Origin of the sequence: Thalassospira sp., from assembly GCF_048059015.1 — a bacterium.
Taxonomy (GTDB): domain Bacteria; phylum Pseudomonadota; class Alphaproteobacteria; order Rhodospirillales; family Thalassospiraceae; genus Thalassospira.
On the sequence record NZ_JBLLNT010000017.1, the window covers coordinates 65,180 to 81,129 of the forward strand.

The following is a 15,950-nucleotide window of genomic DNA, read 5'->3' on the forward strand; positions in this document are numbered from 1 at the left end:
GTCGCTTAAAGCGTTACTGACCCGGCGCGTATTCATGTTCGCGGACATGATCCGGGCGGTCTGCCAGATGCAGGCGGGTTTGCGCCATCGGCGTTTCGGCGATGATCTTGCCACGGCGGATGACCAACAGGCGATTTGCCCGCATGCGGATCGCCTCGATCGTGTCGCGGGCCTGCAGGATGACGAAATCGGCATTGTTGCCGATTTCAATGCCATATCCTTCAAGGCCCATGATCTTGGCGGGCTCGGTGGTCACCGCATCAAAGCAGGCCCGGATATCATCGCGCGACGTCATTTGCGCCACATGAAGCCCCATCGATGCGACTTCCAGCATGTCGCCAGACCCCATCGAATACCAGGGGTCCATCACGCAATCATGACCGAACGCTACCGTCAGACCCGCCTTGCGCAGTTCCGGCACGCGGGTCATGCCGCGACGCTTGGGATAGGTGTCATGACGGCCCTGAAGAGTGATGTTGATCAGCGGGTTGGCGATGGCGGAAACTTCGGCTTCGGCCATCAGGGCAATCAGCTTGGAGACGTAATAGTTATCCATCGAATGCATCGATGTCAGGTGTGATCCGGCCACTCGTCCCTGAAGCCCCAGACGCTGGGTTTCATAGGTCAGCATTTCGATATGGCGCGACAGCGGATCATCGGACTCATCGCAATGCATATCAACCATAAGCCCACGATCGGCCGCCATTTCGCACAGCTCTTTGATGCTTTGTGCGCCGTCTGCCATGGTGCGTTCGAAATGCGGAATGCCGCCAACAACATCAACACCCTTATCCAGCGCGCGGATGGTGTTTTCCTTCGCCGTTTTGCTTCGCAGGTAACCATCTTGCGGGAAGGCTACCAGTTGCAGATCAAGGTAAGGCGCGACCTGCTTTTTGACTTCCAAAAGCGCATCAACTGCAAGCAACCGGTCATCACAAACATCAACATGGCTACGGATCGCAAGAAGGCCCTTTGATACCGCCAGATCGCAATATTTCAGCGCCCGTTCAATGACTGCTTCGGGTGTCAAAAGCGGTTTAAGCTCCCCCCACAACGCGATGCCTTCAAGCAATGTCCCCGACTCATTCATGCGCGGCAAACCAAGTGACAGGGTCGCATCCATGTGGAAGTGGCTGTCAACAAAGGGCGGGCTGACCAGCATGCCACCACAATCAAGAACCTCGACCGCGGGCACATCGATATGTTCGGCGATTTCGATGATCTTGCCGTTCTGACACGCGATATCAACATTGCTCTGGCCGTTGGCGATATTGGCGTTTTTCAGGATCAGATCGGGTTGCATGGCATCATCCTTGGTCTGGTGGTGGCAGTCTTAAAACAGTCGGGCGTGCTTAACGCTGGCCTTTGAACCATGGCACAAGAAGTGCCTTGGGGTAATCGGCCTTACGGGCAACGACGATAAGGGCAATGATCGACAGGATATAGGGCATCATCAGGAAAACCTGCGACGGCAGGAAGGCGCCGACTTCGGTCTGCAGGCGCACCTGAAACGCATCAAACGCGCCAAACAGCAATGCGCCGATCAATGCCTTTACGGGCCGCCAGCTTGCAAATACGGTCAGGGCAATACAAACCCAGCCACGACCATTGATCATGCCGAAGAAGAACGCATCAAAGGCCGACATGGTCAGGAACGCACCGCCAAGTGCCATCAATGATGACCCGACAACAACCGCGCCAATGCGAAGGCCGTAAACCGATAATCCTTGCGCCTCGACCGACGATGGATTGTCACCAACAGCGCGGATCGCAAGACCAAGCGGGGTGCGATACAAAACCCAACCGGTCACAAATACCAGAACCAGCGCCAGGATCGTCATCGCCGTTTGCGAAAACAGCGCCTGACCAATAAACGGCAGGTCAGACAGGAACGGAATATCAAGCGGACGGAATGGCTCGATACGCGGCGGCGATGAAACGTCGGGAAGGGCTGTGCGGTATGTGAAGTATGAAAGGCTGGTGGCAAGAAGCGTCACACCGATGCCCGATACATGCTGGCTCAGGCCAAGCGGAACGGTCAGGATCGCATGGATCAGGCCAAAGAACGCCCCGGCAAGGGCTGCGACAAGCACACCACCCCAAAGCCCGGCACCCAGCCAAACGGCCATCCAACCCGCCATCGCACCGGCGGTAAAGATGCCCTCGATCCCAAGGTTAAGAACGCCTGCACGTTCGCAAACAAGCGCACCCAAAACGCCAAAGATCAACGGGGTCGCGATGCGAATGGCGGCTTCCCAAAAGCTGGCGGCCAGAATAATATCAATGATTTCCATGGTCTTTCCCCTTAGCCCTGTGCCGATTTACGATCAAAGTGAACCTTGAACCGGGTCAGGAACCCGCCGATCAAAACGCACAGAAGCGCCATGGCAACGATCAAATCGGCCAGATAGCTTGAAACACCAATTGCGCGGCTCATGGAATCTGCCCCAACGAAAACCGATGCAACAAACAGGGCCGATGCAATCACGCCCACGGGCGATAAACGCGCCAACATCGCCACCACAATCCCGGCATAGCCATAACCCGGTGACAGGTCTGTTGCGAGATAACCACGCGTGCCAGCCACTTCCGACACACCGGCCAAGCCCGCCAGACCACCCGAAAGGGCCGCGACAAGGATCATGGTTTTGGTAACGGAAATGCCGGAAAACTTGGCAGCCGCAGCATTCTCACCAACCGCACGGATTTCAAATCCCCACACAGTTCGTTTGACGAAAACAGCCAAGGCAACCGCGCAACACAGCGCAATGATCAGGCCAATATGAACCCGCATGCGTTCGAGAAGCGGCGGGAAAATCGCGCTATCGATGATCGGTTCGGACTGTGGCCAGCCCATCGACATCGGGTCTTTAAGCGCGCCTTCAAGCATCATCTGCACAAACAGCAAAACAATGAAGTTCAAAAGCAAGGTGGTAACGACTTCATCCACACCAAGGCGGGTCTTCATCAAAGTCGGACCGATCAGCATCACGGCACCGGCGACCATGCCAGCAATGACGATCAGCGGGATCATGATCCAACTCGGACCATCAACCACACCGGCACCAACCGCAACGGCGGCCATGGCCCCCATGTAAAGCTGACCTTCGGCACCAATGTTCCAAAGCTTTGCGCGAAAGGCGATGGCGGCCGCAAGACCTGTCAGGACCAGCGGGGTCGCACGTGTCAGCATCTCCGATGTTGAAAACACGGACCCGAACGCACCTGTAATCATAAGGCCATAGGCCTTCAGGATCGGTGCATCGGCCAAGGCAAGCGGAATGGCGGCGAGTAAAATGGCGATCGCAGCTGCAATAACCGGCACGCCATAAACCAGAACAGGACCGGGATTAGTGCGGGGTTCAAAGCGGATCATGCCGTTTCTCCCGAATTGGTGGTATCGGCATGCGGAGCCTCTTTCTGTCCGGCCATCATCAGGCCAAGCTCGGATCGATCAATGCTGTCCGTCGCCATGGGATCGGTGATGTGACCAGCATGAATGACGGCAATCTGATCAGAGATGGTCAGAAGTTCATCCAGATCCTCGGAAATCAGGATGACGGCAGCACCGTTTTGCCGTGCTTCGAGCAGGCGACGATGGACTTCGGATTGCGCACCAACATCAAGGCCGCGTGACGGCTGATTGGCCAAAATCAGTTTCGGCGATTTTTCCAAAACACGTGCCAGAATAAGCTTCTGGATATTGCCGCCCGAAAGAAGGCGGGCAGGCGCATCCGGCCCCGGGCAGCGGACATCGTAATCGGCAATGGCATGTTCGGCACGTTTGCGAATGGCGTCAAAATCAAGGAAGCCGAATTTCTGAAAATCAGGATTTCGGACATCTTCGATGGCGATGTTTTCGGCCACGGTCATTGATCCAACCATGCCATCATGATGTCGGTCTTCGGGGATGCGGGCGATGCCGTTTTGCGCAAATTTGTGCGCATCAAACTTCGTGACCGTTTCACCGAAAATCTCGACCGTGCCCTGATCTGGTTTATCAAGGCCTGCAATCAATTGCGCCAAGGCTGCCTGACCGTTGCCTGATACTCCGGCGATGCCAAGGATTTCACCTTCACGGGCGGTGACATTGACCCCATGCAGGGATCGGCGTAAATCACCGCGATCAATCGTCACATCCGAAAGTTTGATCACCGGTTTTCCCGGTTCACGTGCTGTACGGCGACTGACCGGGACTTCGCGGCCAACCATCAGCTCGGCGATGGAACGATGATCGGCATCGCTGGTATTCATTTCGCCGACCTTTTTGCCACCGCGTAAAACCGCAATACGGTGAGATACGGCAAGGACTTCAGCCAGTTTGTGGGCAATGATGATCACGGCCAGACCATTTGCGGCAAGCTTGCGCAGGATCGCAAACATGCTGTCGGCTTCTTGCGGTGTCAGAACGGCGGTTGGTTCATCAAGCACGAGTAATCTGGCATCACGATAAAGCGCTTTCAGGATTTCAACGCGCTGCTTTTCACCAACGGTCAGCTTGTGCACCGGCTGATCGAGATCGACATTCAAACCCGATCCGGCCATCAATTCGCCAAGCTTGGCGCGCGCCTTGGTGCGGTCGCGACGCAGGCGGAAAATCGGCTCTGTCCCAAGGACGATATTATCAAGCCCGGTCAGGTTTTCGGCCAATGTGAAATGCTGATGAACCATGCCGATCCCGGCATCTAGGGCGGCCTGCGGGGCGCCCGGTTCGAGTTGCTCAAGATCACCATCGCGATTGGCGACCGTGACGGTGCCTTCATCTGCAACATAGTGACCGAACAAAATGTTCATCAAGGTGGTTTTGCCCGCGCCATTTTCGCCAAGCAGGGCGACGATTTCGCCGCGATGGACCGTCAGGTCGATGGCGTCATTGGCAATCAGCGGGCCGAATTTCTTGGTGACCCCTGCCAGTGACAGCAGAAGTTCCGGGGACGTTTCAGGTGATGTGTGCGCAGCAGATGACATCCGGGAATTCCGTTTTGTTTTTATGCGTCACGCTGTGGGGCGATAAGGCGATATTTCGATGGGACGGTTTGATCAGACGACCAGAAATGGGCGGGATTTGATCAAACGAGAAAGGGCAGTTCGGCTTTTATACCGAACTGCCCAATCAGTTCACGGAAATCTTACATCGAAGATTTCGGCTCTTCGTCGTTCACTTCAACGGTGAAGGAACCGTCAAGGATCTCAGCCTGTTTGGCTTCGACTTTGGCAACGGTGCCATCCGGAAGCAGGCTTCCATCAAGAACAACCGAACCGCCACCGAATTCCATGTAGCTGAACTTGCCGTAATCTTCGGCTTTGAATTCACCGGCTTTGACCGCTTCGATCGCGTGATCGATGGTCGCTTCCATGTGCCAAAGCGCTGAACCAAGAATCGTGCCCGGATAATCAGCTGCCGTGTCGATCACGTTGCCAACGGCCAGAATGCCGCGTTCCTTGGCCGCATCCGATACGCCGAAACGCTCGGCATACATGATGTCAGCACCCTTATCGATCATCGCAAAGGCTGCTTCTTTGGCTTTGGGCGGGTCGTACCAGCTGTTGATGAAGGTCACCATAAACTCAACATCGGGATTGACCGATTTGGCACCTGCCATGAAGGCATGCATCAGACGGTTTACTTCCGGGATGGCAAAGCCACCGACCATGCCGATCTTGTTGGATTTCGATGCTGCACCGGCAGCCATGCCAACAAGGTAGGACGGTTCATGAATGAAGTTGTCAAAGACCGAGAAGTTCTCGCCATCCGGGGCAAAGCTTGAGCCCATCAAGAAGGCGGTTTCCGGGTAATCAGCGGCGACTTTACGGGCTGCGCGTTCAACGCCGAACACTTCACCAACAATCAGGTTGGATCCGTTTTCGGCATATTCGCGCATGACGCGCTCATAGTCGGTATTGGCAACGTTTTCCGAGAACTCATAGGAAATGTCGCCACGTTCCTTGGCAGCGTTCAGCGCCTTGTGGATACGCGATACCCACTGCTGTTCGACCGGAACGGTGTAGATCGCAGAAACTTTTAGCGGATCAGCCGCCTGAGCCGGCGTGCCAAAGCCAAACGAAACCACGGCTGCTGCGGCAGCAACGGCCGATAGCAAGGCGCGGCGGGAAAGGCGAAAAGTACCAGACTTCATGATGTCCCCCTGCAGGTTATTACCGTTATGCGAAGTTCAACTTTTATGCATAGATTGTGGGCAGATTGTATACACGATCAGAAAAGAGGCAAAGCCTGTTCTGTCCAAATGGTCAGTTTTTCTCGGTTGACCTAAGTATTTGGGAATGCGCCCGGAATTTACGATATCCATGGCGTGTATTAGGTCGAATTTTATCATCTTAAAGATGATTGATCGTGATTGGGCCTGCATTTTTGGGACGTTGCGGGCTGGGCAATCTGCGGAGTCCGCCCGGTCTGACCAGTCGTTTGCGCTTTTGGGCGCCAAACGGTTTCCATGGTCAAAATCTTCCGGTTTTTGGACCATACCGGTTAAGATTGTCTAAACGGATCACGCACTTTCTAACACAATGCAAATCCTTGAAAAATTTCGGAGTCGGTTAACTCTTTCATTAACTATTTCGGTTGATGCTTTCATCAAGATTTCAAGGGGGAACCTAGAAGGCATCATGACAAAAAAGACATCTTTACCACTTGATCAGGTCCTGGTCGGCGATTGCATCGAACTGATGAACAGCCTGCCGGAGAAGTCCGTTGATCTGATCTTTGCCGATCCGCCCTACAACCTTCAGCTTGGCGGCGATCTGCTGCGCCCGAACAATTCCAAGGTCGACGCTGTTGACGATCATTGGGATCAGTTTGACAGCTTCCGTCACTATGACGAGTTCACCCGCGACTGGTTGACCGCAGCCCGCCGTGTGCTGAAGGATACCGGCGCGATCTGGGTGATCGGTTCGTATCACAACATTTACCGTGTTGGAAACACGCTTCAGGACATCGGTTATTGGATCCTCAATGACATCGTCTGGCGTAAAACCAACCCGATGCCGAATTTCCGCGGCAAACGTTTCTGCAACGCGCATGAAACGCTTCTGTGGTGCTCGAAAAGCGAAGAGCAAAAGGCAATCACCTTTAACTACGAAGCGATGAAGCAGCTCAACGAAGGCCTGCAGATGCGCTCTGACTGGTTGATGCCGATTTGCTCTGGTTCGGAACGCCTTAAAGACGACAAGGGTAAAAAGGTCCACCCGACCCAGAAGCCCGAAGCACTTCTGCAGCGCGTTCTGATGGCAACCACCCGTCAGGGTGATGTGGTGCTTGACCCGTTCTTTGGTACCGGCACCACCGGTGCGGCAGCCCGTCGTCTGGGCCGTCATTTCATTGGTCTTGAGCGTGAAGAAACCTATGCCGAAGCCGCACGGGATCGCATTGCCAAGGTCCAGATGCTTGATGGCGAAAGCCTTGAGATGACCGAATCGAAACGTTCTTTGCCGCGGATTCCGTTCGGTGCCGTCATCGAACGCGGCCTGCTGTCGCCGGGCGACAAAATCTATGACAACCGTGGCAACGTTGCTGCGATGGTCCGTGCGGATGGCTCGATCAGCCACAAGGACAATGCTGGTTCGATCCATCAGATCGGCGCGCATGTTCAGGGCGCACAGGCTTGTAATGGTTGGACTTATTGGCATTACAAGTGTGACGGACGTCTGGTTTCGATCGACAATCTGCGCAGCCAGCTGCGGAAGGAAATGGGTCAGGTCCCCGCCTGATCCTGATCGGGGAAACCCGGTTAAATCATTGATGCCTCAAAGCCGGCGTGGTGTGAAAACCCGCCGGCTTTTGCTTTCTTCAAAAAAAATGTTATATATTTAAGACGAAAGCTTATCCGTAAGGATAGATGGAGTACGTTATGCAAGCAGGTGCAGTAGGTGGTGCAAGTTACGCACCCAACCCGGTCCAAATTCAGCAGGCGACATCGCCGATTGCTGAAACGGGCAGTAATGACCTGAATTCTCCGCCGACACAGCGGATTGAGCAAACAGCAGAAACTGAAACTTCGCAGCAGGCTGCACCAACCCCGACCGAAGGTCGTGGACAGGTGATCGATATCTACGCCTGATCGCGCCGCGCAAGTAACAAAACAAAAGGCCCGTGGATCATCTCCACGGGCCTTTTCAATTTCGCGAGCGTATTTCGCTCAGCGATATTTCAGTGCATGGCGAACGATCTTTTTCATCACGGTCGGCAGGGCGAAGTCCGAAAGTCCGTCAATCGTTGCCCAACTGCCATCAAGCTCGTCGGCCCGATCAGGTGAAATCGTTGTCGCCAGTACACTGACATTGAGATGGAAATGCGTGAAGGTATGCCCAACTGTTCCATCAAGTTCCGACCATTGGGCTTTGATCGGAGCTTCGGACAGCATCACATCATCGGGCGCATCAATAGCACGCCAGTCACTTCCGGGTACTTCGTAAAGGCCACCCAGCAATCCCTTTTCCGGGCGACGGCGTATCAGAATGCGACCGTCATCCTCGCGACGGATCCAGAATGCGTATCCGACACGGGTGGGTTTGGGTTCTTTCTTCTGCTTTTTCGGAAGATCAGGCGCGATGCCGGATTTGCGTCCTTCGCAATCGGCCTGCCATGGGCAAATGCCACATGCCGGATTGCGTGGTGTGCAGATGGTTGCGCCCAAATCCATCAAGGCTTGGGCGTAATCACCGGGGCGGTTTGACGGTGTCAGGGCAGATGACTTTTCCTTGATTTCCGGTTTGACGTCGGGAAGCGGCGTTTCAAGCGCGAACAAACGCGAAATCACACGTTCGATATTGCCATCGACCGGGCTTGCGTGACGGTTAAAGGCAATGGCCGCAACCGCGCATGCGGTATAGGGACCAATACCGGGCAGCTTTAACAAGCCTTCTTCGGTATCGGGAAATACGCCGTCATAATCGGTTGCGACGACCTTTGCGCATTTATGCAGATTGCGCGCACGGGCGTAGTATCCCAACCCTTGCCAAGCATGCAGAACATCATCAAGTTCCGCATTGGCAAGATCAGTCACCGTCGGCCAGCGGTTCAAGAATGCTGCGAAATAGGGACCAACGGTTTGCACCGTGGTTTGCTGCAGCATGATTTCGCTAAGCCAGACGTGATATGGATTGGGCGTGTCGCCCGGTTCGGAGCGCCACGGCAAGGTGCGGTGATGGCGATCATACCATTCCAGCATGGTGTGGCCGAGGCGATCTATGTCCTGAGTGGTGAAATGCACGGCGTTCCCGTGTTATGTTGATTTTGAAACATGCAGACCCTACGGAAGAAGCGGGCGTGAGCAAGAAAAAAGATACGGCTGATACGAAAACCACACGCGGAATGGATCAGGCATTTGATCCGGTTGCGGCAAAAAACGCGGCCAGAAAAAAGCAAAACATCACGCCGATGGGTAGTTCAGAACGCCGCATGGGGTTGCGCAATGTCGCCCCGCTTGTCGGTAATTTGACCAGACCACTGGTGCGCAAGCGCGGCTTCTTTCAGACCGAGATTATTTTGCATTGGGCGGAAATCGTCGGGCGCGACCTTGAACAATTTACCATGCCGCTCAAATACACCCCGCCGCCCAAGGAAAGCATCGCCGGTGGCACGCTTTTGATCCGGGTGGTTGGTCCGGTCGCGATCGAACTTCAACATCGCATGCCGCAAATCATCGAACGGGTGAACAGCTATTTCGGGTATCGCGCCGTGAACAAGATCACCATGCTTCAAGGCGATATTTCCCGTCCCGAACGCACCGTGCATATTCCAACCAACGTACCCGAGGGCGAAATCACCAAAACCAGCGAAGAAAATCTGGCAAAGATCGAAGATCCGCATCTGCGCGAAGTGCTGACTCGACTGGGGCGCCACATAGCCGGGGCCAGTGGTGGTTTGAAGCCAAAAGGCGATAAAAAGTAGCCATCCGGGCAACCGGGATTTCATCACGCAATGGTGTTTGGCCAAAGGCCTGATCACTAGGCAAAATTCGGCATCAAATTCGAGCCAAATATCGAATCAGTTTCTTGAAATGAACGATCACGGAGTTGCCGCATTTGCGGGCCAACTTGGCGACTCGTTGGTGCAATAGCTGTTTTGGGGCGCGTGTTGACTCCCGCGCTGCAACAGGCTTGTAATCACAAAACTTTGTTTTAACGGAGGTTTCCTTGCTAAAGGCGGTTAAGTTTCTTGCAGGTGCGTTTCTGATTGCGCTTGGCGTATCGGCTACCCATCAGGCACATGCGACTGAATGGAAAGAACATGTACTGGGTGACGAGAATGCACCGGTCACGATGATCGAATATGCGTCTCTGACCTGCCCGCATTGCGCAGCGTTCCACAATGAAACCCTGCCCGAGATCAAAGAAAAGCTGATCGATACCGGCAAGCTGAAATTGATCTTCCGCGACTATCCGCTTGATGGCGTTGCGCTTCGTGCAGCGGCGATCGCACAGTGCGCGGGTGATGATCGTTACTTTGGCGTTCTGGGCATGCTGTTCAAATCCCAGATGACCTGGGCACGTTCCGAAGACCCGATTGGCGCGATCAAGGAAGTTGTCCGTTTTGGCGGGATGACCAGTGATGCGGTTGATGCCTGCATCAATGATCAGCCAATGATCGAAGCCATCGTTGCTTCGCGCATGAAGGGTGAGCAGGAATTCAACGTGTCCTCCACGCCGAGCTTCATCCTTGATGGCGAAACCATTGCCGGTGCACGCGACGCAGAATTCTTTATCGAAAAAGTCGAAGACCTTATCGACTAATCAAAACAAATCTGCCGGATACCGCGCCTGCGGTGTCCGGCATCAGGGGCAGAGGTCGGACCGGGGGACATGATTGGTCCAGTTTAAATCGCTAAAGCTGACGGGGTTTAAATCCTTCGTCGATTCAACAGATTTATTGGTTGAAGACGGGCTGACAGGTGTTGTCGGACCGAACGGCTGTGGCAAATCCAATCTTGTTGAAGCGCTGCGCTGGGTGATGGGCGAAACATCAGCCAAGCAGATGCGCGGCTCCGACATGTCCGACGTTATCTTTGGCGGGACCTCGTCCCGTCCTGCCCGAAACGTTGCCGAAGTTTCCGTGACGCTTGATAACAGCTCACGCAAAGCTCCGGCGATGTTCAATGATTTTGATATGCTTGAAGTTACCCGCCGTATCGAACGTGGCGGTGGGTCGAACTACAAGGTTAATGGCAAGGATGTCCGTGCACGTGACGTCCAGTTGCTGTTTGCCGATGCCGCGACCGGCGCGCGATCAAACGCGATGGTGTCCCAGGGCAAGATTGGCGCACTGATCGGTGCCAAACCGATCCAGCGTCGCCTGATCCTTGAAGAAGCTGCTGGCATCACGGGCCTTCATTCACGTCGCCACGAAGCGGAACTGCGTCTTAAGAATGCCGAGCAGAATATGGAACGTCTTGAAGATGTTCTGGTTCAGCTTGATGGGCAGATCGCATCGCTGCAAAAGCAGGCCCGTCAGGCCGAACGTTATCGCAAGCTTTCCGAAAGCATCCGCCAGACCGAAGCTTTGCTGTTCCATATCCGCTGGACCGAAGCCGAAAAACGCCAGAAAGATGCGCGCGAGTTGCTGGTGGCGGGCGAAAGTGCCGTCCGTGATCTGACATCATCCGTGACCGAGGCCACCACGGTTCAGACCCACATTGCCGCAAGCCTGCCCGATCTTCGCAAAAAAGAAGCCGATGCGGCCGCAGCCCTTCAGCGTCTTTTAATTGAGCGCGAAGGCCTTGATAAGGACAAGGCGCAGATTGAAATGCAGATGACCCAGCTTCGCGGGCGCATCCAGCAGATCGATGCCGACCTTGCCCGAGAAGCGGAACTTGCCAGTGACGCGCAAGGTGCGCTTGAAAAGCTTAAACGCGAACGCGAAGAACTGCGCGAAGCGCAGGGCGGCGAAGATGACGAGCTTGATGCAGCCAAGGAAATGGCGGCAGAAAAGGCAATCCGGGTTGAAGAGCTTGAAGGCGCAGTTGACGCGCTGACCAATCGCGTCGCCGAGGAAGAAGCCCGTCTTAAATCCGTTCAGCAACGCTTAAGCGAGCTTAATACCCGCCGCAACCGTCTGACAGAACGCCATGACGAAGCGGTCGCCAAGCTTGATGATATCCGCATTGAGGCCGACTTCACCGAAGCTCTTGAAGAAGCAAATATGCATCTTGAAGAGTGCGAAGAACTTTGCGAGCAGCGTAAAATGGCCGTCGAAGAGGCCGAGATGCGTCTGGCTGAAATGCGTGATCGTGAAGACGGCCTGAAAACAGCCGAAAGCGATGCCCGTGATGCGCTGCGCGATGCGGAAAGCCGCAAGGCCCGCCTGATGGCGGAAATCGAAGCCCTTGAAAGCCTGCTTAAGGGCGGCGATGACGACAAATATCCCGGCGTGATCGAAGATATCTCGGTGCAAAGCGGGTTTGAGCTTGCCATGGCAGCTGCCCTTGGCGAAGACCTTGATGCGCCCGATGCCATTGATGCCGCCATGCATTGGTCGGTGATTGATCCTGCATCTGATGATCCAGCATTACCCGATGGTGTAAGCGCATTGGCAAAGTTTGTCGAAGCGCCGTCATTGCTGAACCGTCGTCTTTGGCAGATCGGTATTGTTGAAGATGAAGCGACCGGCAATTTCCTGTCCAAAAACCTGAAGGTCGGACAGCGTTTGGTGTCGCGCGAAGGCGCACTTTGGCGCTGGGATGGCTATCGTATTTTGGCCGGTGCCGAACTTCCGGCTGCTGTGCGTTTGCGTCAACGCAACCGACTGGAAGAACTGCGTGGGGAGCTTGAAGAAGCTGACGCAGTCGTCGAAGCCGCCCTTGAGCGTTCCGAAATCGCCAGCGAAAATGTCGAACGCCTTGATGAAGAGATTGAGGCTGCGCGCACCGGCGAACAGGAAGCCCACCGTGCGGTTCGCGAAGCAGAAAACACTTTGTCACGGGCACGCGAAGAAATCGCCAATATCAAACGCGATGCCAGCGCAATCGAAAGCCGCCTTCAAAACGCTGAAGAAGCTGAAAAGCGCGCCAAGCAAGACCTTGACGAGGTCGTTGCCGAACAGGAAGAACTGTCTGCCCTGCCAGAGGAAAGCAGCGAAGGCCTGATGGAAATCAAGGCGGAAATGATTGAGCAGCGCGCAAATCTTGCTGATGCGCGTGCTGATCAGATGGAAGCCAGAACCATGCTTGAGCGCATGCAAAGTGCGATGTCGGGCCGCCGCAAGCGTCTTGAATTTGTTGAAAACGAAATCGCCACATGGAACGAACGTGCTTCGGGTGCGGGCGAACGTGTTGCTGAACTTCGGGATCGTCAGGAAGAAGCCCGCATGGAGATCGAGGAGCTTGAACTCAAGCCCGAAGAGATCGAAGAGCGCCGTGCGATCCTGTCTGACCGGATCGAGCTTTCTGATCAGACGCGAAAAGATGCAGCAGATGAGCTGCAAAAGGCCGAAAACGCGCAGCGCGAAGCCGACCAGACCCTGAAAGAAGCCGAACAAAAACTGGCCGAAGCCCGTGAAGGTCGCGTGCGTTGCGAAGCATTGCTCGAACAGGCCGAACAGCATCGCCGTGATTTGATCGAACGTATCCGCGAACGCGTTAATGCAACGCCTGATCAGTTGGTTGAGCTTGGCCAGATTGATCTCACCAAGGATCTGCCAAGCGAAGGCGATATTGATGCCCGCCTGCAACGCCAATCGCGCGAGCGTGAAAACCTTGGTGCGGTCAACCTGCGCGCCGAAGTCGAATTGGCCGAGATGCAGGAACAAAAAGACACGATGGTGTCTGAACGCGATGATTTGATTGCTGCCATTGATAAGCTGCGCAATGGCATCAACCAGCTCAACCGCGAAGCCCGTGCACGTCTGAAAACGGCGTTTGATGAAGTGGATAAGCATTTCCAGCAACTGTTCGTGCGCCTGTTTGGCGGTGGCGGAGCGCATCTGATGCTGACCGAGGCGGACGATCCGCTTGAAGCCGGGCTTGAGATCATGGCATCCCCGCCGGGCAAGAAGCTTCAGCATCTGTCACTGCTGTCTGGCGGCGAGCAGGCACTGACCGCGGTTGCGTTGCTGTTTGCTGTGTTCTTGACCAACCCTGCACCGATTTGCGTACTCGATGAGGTTGACGCACCGCTTGATGATGCGAACGTTGACCGCTTCTGTAAGCTGCTTGAAGCAATTGGCCGTCACGCCAATACCCGCTTCCTCGTCATTACCCACCATCGTATGACGATGGCCCGCATGAACCGGCTGTTTGGTGTTACAATGGCCGAACGAGGTGTATCGTCGCTGGTGTCGGTCGATCTGCATCAGGCAGAAGTCTATTCCAAAAAAGAACAGACTGAACTCGACTTCAGCGCTTAGCTTCTTCCAACCCAATAAATTTCATAAACTTTTTGGGTTCGGCAGCCAGCGGATGTTACACCTCATTGAAACAGAATGATGGTGAAGGCTCAGATGTCCCAACAAGTGCGTGAACTCTATGAACAGTTTCCCTATCCGCTGCGCGATCCGCAGCAGGAAAAAGACCGTTTATTGATGCCACCACTCGATACACTTTCACGGGTTAATCATTACTGCTTTGGCGGGACGCGCGAAATCGATGCTGGCTTTCGCGCCCTTGTCGCGGGTGGTGGCACTGGCGATGCCATGATCTGGCTTGCCGAACAGCTTCGTGACGTTGACGGATCGGTGACCTATCTTGAACCATCTTCGGCCAGCACCAAGGTCGCACGCGCCCGGGCCGAAGCCCGCGGCTTGACCAATGTGACCTATGTAAATCAGACCATCTCGGATTTTGCGAAATCAAAACCCGAACCGTTCGATTACGTCAATTGTGCCGGTGTGCTTCATCACCTTGAAGACCCCGAAGAAGGTCTTGCTGATCTGACATCGGTTCTGAAGGCCGATGGCGCGATGGGTGTCATGGTTTACGGCGAACATGGGCGTCTTGCGGTGACCGAATGGCGCAAGATGATCGAGCCCCTATTGGCGGGCAAAGACCTTGTTGAACAGCTCGCCATGACGCGAAAGCTGCTCTCAACCTTGCCCGAAGATAATATGTTGCTGAAAATGGGTGGCGGGCCTGGCTTCATCAAAGGGCTTCTGGAAAATGATCCGGAAATCGTTGATTTGCTGCTCCATCCCGTGGAATGCGCTTATGACGTTCATGGCGTCTATGATTTCGCAGCTTCTGCCGGATTGAACGTTGCGGCCTTTACCGGCTTCTTTGGCTTTGGCGGGACCGGCAAGGCGCATTACAGCATTGAAAACCTGATCCGTGATCCGGGGCTGATGCGCGAACTGGCAGCCAAACCTCTGCGTGATCAGCAGGCATTTTGCGAACGCTTTAGCGGTGCGATGCCGCTTCATGCATTCTATCTGACGCGTGAGGACAAGGGGCAAACCACCGAAGCACTGCCTGATGGCGAACTTGCCCCCTATTTCTTTGTCCCACCGAGCAAAACTTTCTTTGATGATCTCTTGGCCTTGGCCGGTAAACCAGTTCTGATTGAGGATGGTACTGGCAATGCGGTTGATCTGACCGGTGGGCCGGATCTTGCACGGCTGCTGGCTGTATTTGATGGCAAGAATAGTGTGGCTGATATCGTCAAGATTTTGCGCGATGAAATATTGGCCAAACAGCCGATCGATATGAATTCGATCGCAATCAATACGCTTGGTGCAGTATGGGCGCTGTTTCACAAGTTCGACTGGATGTTGGCGGCCAAGCCCGGCGGGTGGCAGAAGATAGATGGCGAACGCGTATTAAGTGTTCGCAAGGTCTAAGGCGGCCGAACCTGATTCCCCTCATCATTACATCCCACGGTAAATCGGCGTAGCCAAATGCCGATCATCAGCCTTTCATGCTGTTACGGGCGGGGAAATCACGCCTGTTTTCATGAAAATGCCTGATCTTGTTGAATTTAGATTGCACCGTAATCTGCATTACCATTTT

12 protein-coding genes are annotated in these 15,950 nt (G+C 54.6%); 6 read left to right on the top strand and 6 right to left on the bottom strand.

Translation table 11 applies throughout. The annotated features are described in order from the left end of the window. Positions 1-13 precede the first annotated feature (13 nt). The 5 genes from ACMZ66_RS19665 to ACMZ66_RS19685 all read right to left on the bottom strand — a co-directional run bounded on the left by ACMZ66_RS19665 (position 14) and on the right by ACMZ66_RS19685 (position 6,137). On the bottom strand, positions 14-1,303 hold the full coding sequence (locus ACMZ66_RS19665; RefSeq protein ID WP_416939857.1) for an amidohydrolase family protein: 1,290 nt from the start codon (positions 1,301-1,303) through the stop codon (positions 14-16). Positions 1,304-1,352: 49 nt separating this feature from the next. Continuing rightward, the gene (locus tag ACMZ66_RS19670) at positions 1,353-2,294 is read right to left on the bottom strand and encodes an ABC transporter permease (protein ID WP_416939859.1); all 942 of its coding nucleotides are present in this window, start codon (positions 2,292-2,294) and stop codon (positions 1,353-1,355) included. An 11-nt stretch (positions 2,295-2,305) separates the two neighbouring features. Then, entirely contained in the window at positions 2,306-3,376 is a 1,071-nt protein-coding gene (locus ACMZ66_RS19675) for an ABC transporter permease (RefSeq protein WP_416939862.1), read from the bottom strand. Then, entirely contained in the window at positions 3,373-4,968 is a 1,596-nt protein-coding gene (locus tag ACMZ66_RS19680; RefSeq protein ID WP_416939864.1) for an ABC transporter ATP-binding protein, read from the bottom strand. Before ACMZ66_RS19680 ends, ACMZ66_RS19675 begins: the two co-directional genes overlap by 4 nt. Before the next feature lie 161 nt (positions 4,969-5,129). Next, positions 5,130-6,137, bottom strand: coding sequence for a BMP family protein (locus tag ACMZ66_RS19685; RefSeq protein ID WP_416939866.1), 1,008 nt, complete (start codon positions 6,135-6,137; stop codon positions 5,130-5,132). A gap of 487 nt (positions 6,138-6,624) precedes the next feature. Here ACMZ66_RS19685 and ACMZ66_RS19690 point away from each other — a divergent pair, with 487 nt between their 5' ends. After that, a complete protein-coding gene (locus tag ACMZ66_RS19690) occupies positions 6,625-7,725 on the top strand; it encodes a site-specific DNA-methyltransferase (protein WP_416939868.1) in 1,101 nt (366 codons plus the stop codon). A gap of 140 nt (positions 7,726-7,865) precedes the next feature. After that, positions 7,866-8,075, top strand: coding sequence for a hypothetical protein (locus ACMZ66_RS19695; protein WP_416939869.1), 210 nt, complete (start codon positions 7,866-7,868; stop codon positions 8,073-8,075). A 78-nt stretch (positions 8,076-8,153) separates the two neighbouring features. On the opposite strand, the gene mutY is transcribed toward ACMZ66_RS19695, so the two are convergent. Then, entirely contained in the window at positions 8,154-9,227 is a 1,074-nt protein-coding gene (gene mutY / locus ACMZ66_RS19700) for an A/G-specific adenine glycosylase (RefSeq protein WP_416939871.1), read from the bottom strand. 56 nt (positions 9,228-9,283) lie between these two features. Between mutY and ACMZ66_RS19705 the strand changes: the two genes are divergently transcribed. From ACMZ66_RS19705 to ACMZ66_RS19720, 4 genes are all read left to right on the top strand, one after another. Next, positions 9,284-9,907, top strand: a complete 624-nt coding sequence (locus ACMZ66_RS19705; protein ID WP_416939873.1) for a DUF721 domain-containing protein — start codon at positions 9,284-9,286, stop codon at positions 9,905-9,907. Between the two features lie 245 nt (positions 9,908-10,152). Then, positions 10,153-10,749 carry a DsbA family protein gene (locus ACMZ66_RS19710; RefSeq protein WP_416939875.1) on the top strand — a complete coding sequence of 199 codons (597 nt, stop codon included), beginning with the start codon at positions 10,153-10,155 and terminating at the stop codon, positions 10,747-10,749. A gap of 73 nt (positions 10,750-10,822) precedes the next feature. Beyond that, positions 10,823-14,356: a chromosome segregation protein SMC gene (gene smc, locus ACMZ66_RS19715; protein ID WP_416939877.1), complete on the top strand. Its 3,534-nt coding sequence runs from the start codon at positions 10,823-10,825 to the stop codon at positions 14,354-14,356. Between the two features lie 93 nt (positions 14,357-14,449). Beyond that, positions 14,450-15,781, top strand: coding sequence for a class I SAM-dependent methyltransferase (locus ACMZ66_RS19720; protein ID WP_416939879.1), 1,332 nt, complete (start codon positions 14,450-14,452; stop codon positions 15,779-15,781). The last annotated feature ends 169 nt before the right edge of the window (positions 15,782-15,950 follow it).